Source organism: Okeania sp. (assembly GCF_983059655.1).
The window spans coordinates 1-3286 of sequence record NZ_CEZPJD010000856.1 but is presented as its reverse complement, the minus strand read 5'-3'; the positions used below and the strand labels follow the sequence as shown (position 1 = coordinate 3286).

Sequence of the window (3286 nt, the reverse complement as noted above, 5' to 3'; positions counted from 1 at the left end):
AAATGGTAAGTCAACCTGTCTACCCTTCCCGGCCAAGGCTTCAGGATATTGGACTTTTTATACAATTATCTTGACTATGCCTGACGGGTATTTTGCTAGCACCAATCATGGTTTTTGTCAACTTACCAAATTGCCGTATCAATGAAGCTAGCATTAGCAGCATAGGAATAGCACTGTGGCTCATACTTTTATACTAGAATCAGGCCAATGGACAATAGAAGGAAATTGGCTAGAGCGTAATGGAATGTTAATTACTGTTAAGGGTAAGACTATTGTGACATGGGACCGCACAGATTGGTTCTCTATGGTTACAAAACTGATATTTCCCAGTAAAGACCGTGAGGATATTATTTTACAATACAAAGGACGTCTCGACAGTGACGAACGACACTACACTTTTCTTCTTCAGCATAGCGAACTAGGAAGAGTAGAAGGAGAAGGATGGCTGGGCCTTGACTCAATTATTCAGCGCTATTGGGTAATTGGAAATGATGTCCAACGTCGTAGTGGTTTTGAAACTTTACTACGCTTAGACCAAGAACGATATTTTTCTACTGGCGGAGTTCTAAGTGGTCTTTCTTTGAGTAGTGCTATGGAAGCTACGATAGAACGTCAACCAGAGTAGTTAATAAACAATTATCAATATTTTTTAGTATTCTTGAGTATTCTTACATTTTTTAGCTAGTCACTCAATGATTTTTTTTAATACTTGTAATACTTGTAATAGTTGTAAATTTATAGCAATGCACTTAAATAATGTCAAATAATATGTATAAAATAATGGCCTAAAGTTGCTGTCTACTAAACTTCTTAGCTCATAAAATTTTACTTTTAAGTTTCGAGTTCAGTGAAACAGTATTAGTTGACCGAAAAATTTGGGCTTGAAGATTCCGTATTTTCTTGCTTCCTTATTACAGAGGTACTAATAACTTATAACTGAAATGACGCCCCACGATCCCCAACTCTCTTTCATTAGTTTGAAACTGAGTGAGAGAAAGAGGTCGTCCCTAAGACAACTTCCGTTTTAATCAAAATCAGGGTTAGATTCTAATCCCCACTTATGCTTTAAAAATTGTTGGTAAAGAGTTTCCCTCATCAGCATCTGTTCATATAGTTGAACCAAGCAATCTTGAGCCTGTTGTAAACTCATCTGGCGTACCTGAGTCTCAAAAGACCGAACGCTAAATTGCTTTTCCAGTGGCATTTCCATCGGTTGGTCCATAATTTAGCTCCTTATGCATAAATAACAATAATTTACTGAACCTACTTCATAGTTAAGATCGGTAAATTTAGATACAAAAAATCTATCTGGATTGCTCCAAACATGCTTTGTTTAATTCAGCGATCGCCTTAACGAAGTCAGAAGTTGTTTTTGTAATGGGGATCTAAGCAAGGCTCCAAAAACATTTCGCCTTAAAAGGCGGGTCTGCACTACCCAATTATTTTGATAAATTTTCTACAACTTGTGAGAATTCATAAGACTATCGCATCATGTTACAAAATATAACAAATATTTGACAAAATTGCCATCATTTTCCTTCTATCACGGATATAAAAATAGCAAATATTTAGAATTTTCTTTTGCCATAAATAAATCCTAGATAAAAGTCAAGAGTAAAGATGCTCATTTTGAACAAATTTCTGATGAGTAAAAATTTTGCCAAAGTCTTAGGCAGAAATTGAAACAAGTTGAGTACCCTTAAGGTTTATTTTACAAAGAGGGGCTCGAATCTAAAAATAAGTAGTATCCTGAAACAAGTAACTATTAGTAGCAGTATTCTTAAAAATGTTTAATAAAAAATCTAAGTACAACTTATTGGCCATAGCTACCATACTGAGCTTAGTCAGCACTACTTCAGCTGATGCTTCAAATCTCAAACCAAGAGCAAAACAAACCAAATTAGCTAACACAACAATTATTGCTCTAGAAGGAGAAGCCAAAGCAGAATTTGATCGCGGGGTGAAACTCTATAAGGAAGGAGACCTGACATCAGCAGAGTCAGCATTTCGTAAAGCTATTGAATTAGATTCAGAATTTGCAGAAGCTTATGCTAATCTAGGCAGTCTTTTAGCAAATCAAAATAATTTGTCAGAAGCAATTTCCCAATTTGAAAATGCTGTTCGCCTCAAACCAGACCTAGCAATACTTCATTATCAATTAGGGGTGGCTTTGTATTTAGAAAATAAACGACCTGAAGCATTAGTATCTCTGACCAAAGCTAGAGATCTATTAAAAGAACAAGGTAAAGGAGAAGATGCAGAAAAAATCGAGAAAGCAATACAAAGAATTCAAGCAGAATCTTAAGGTATAGTTGTTTTAAATAAGAATGAGAAACTTTTTCGGCTGAAACCGTTTCACAGCAAGAAATATATCGTCTCAACCTAAACTAAAATGACTATAACAATTAATAATTAATAATTACCTTTTCTTAATAAAGAATGAGGATTGGGCAAAAAGATTTTTTTTCTTCTTTCTCCATGAATGGAGGGGCTTTAGACCACAATTTCTTGGTCAAAAAAAATAGTGGCTTGCAATCGATTTATATCCAAACCACTATTTTTTTTGTTGTTAGTTTTTCAAGCAAAGCTTTGCTAACACTACAGTGGTTATGGCGTTGATTAGGAAAGAGGCTATTTGGTATCTTTGCTAATGTTGGTTTTTTTTGCCAAGAAGTTAGGATATTTATATTTAATTACATAATGAAAATATTACGCTTTGTGTTGAGTTCCAAGATGGAACTGCTACAATTATCCTACAAACTTTTGATGTGTAGGCACTAGCTATTGCTGGGCAAAAAAGCTAGGCATTATGGCTATGTCCAGTTTTGATGGATTTTTTCCATCTATGTTATCTACAAGTTTTTTATAGCATTTTCAGGATTTACGCAAATTTACCTTGAAAATGCCATATTTAGGGGCGGGGGAGTAGGGGAGTGGGGAGTTGGGGAGTTGGGGAGTTGGGGAGATAAAGACACCTTTCTCTATGGCAAAGGAAAACCTATAATTTAATTTGTAGGTAAAATCAAGAAAAATCTAATTTCCGAACTTCTAAAACAGATGAAATCTATACCCCGCTTCCTTGGTTTAGCTCTCCTAGCACTAATCCTGACTCTAATTCTGGCAAATTGTTCTTTATCCTCAGAACAAATATTTTCTCGACTAGAGCCTAGTGTTGTCAGAGTATTCTATAGAAATGTACCAGGACATGGAACTGGTTTTTTCGTGCCTGGAGAAAAGGGAGTTTGTACTGTGCTAACGGCTGCTCATGTTGTGAAAAAGGAAGGGG

General features: G+C 35.5%; 4 protein-coding genes. 3 read left to right on the top strand and 1 reads right to left on the bottom strand.

Annotation, left to right across the window (positions count from 1 at the left end):
* Nucleotides 1-175 precede the first annotated feature (175 nt).
* Complete coding sequence (locus AC3DU7_RS29370) at nucleotides 176-625, top strand: hypothetical protein (RefSeq protein WP_488042782.1); 450 nt, start codon at nucleotides 176-178, stop codon at nucleotides 623-625.
* Between the two features lie 399 nt (nucleotides 626-1024).
* Here the strand turns inward: AC3DU7_RS29370 and AC3DU7_RS29365 are convergent, their stop codons facing one another.
* Nucleotides 1025-1222 carry an NblA/ycf18 family protein gene (locus AC3DU7_RS29365; RefSeq protein WP_124144533.1) on the bottom strand — a complete coding sequence of 66 codons (198 nt, stop codon included), beginning with the start codon at nucleotides 1220-1222 and terminating at the stop codon, nucleotides 1025-1027.
* Nucleotides 1223-1786: 564 nt separating this feature from the next.
* On the opposite strand from AC3DU7_RS29365, the gene AC3DU7_RS29360 reads away from it, so the two are divergent.
* Nucleotides 1787-2305 carry a tetratricopeptide repeat protein gene (locus AC3DU7_RS29360; RefSeq protein ID WP_488042781.1) on the top strand — a complete coding sequence of 173 codons (519 nt, stop codon included), beginning with the start codon at nucleotides 1787-1789 and terminating at the stop codon, nucleotides 2303-2305.
* A gap of 752 nt (nucleotides 2306-3057) precedes the next feature.
* The coding region (locus AC3DU7_RS29355; protein ID WP_488042780.1) for a hypothetical protein at nucleotides 3058-3286 on the top strand (229 nt) is incomplete at its 3' end.

Bases quoted from the DNA above. Each gene is read 5' to 3' on its own strand.
- AC3DU7_RS29365 (WP_124144533.1), bottom strand. From the start codon at position 1,222: ATGGACCAACCGATGGAAATGCCACTGGAAAAGCAATTTAGCGTTCGG.
- AC3DU7_RS29360 (WP_488042781.1), top strand. From the start codon at position 1,787: ATGTTTAATAAAAAATCTAAGTACAACTTATTGGCCATAGCTACCATA.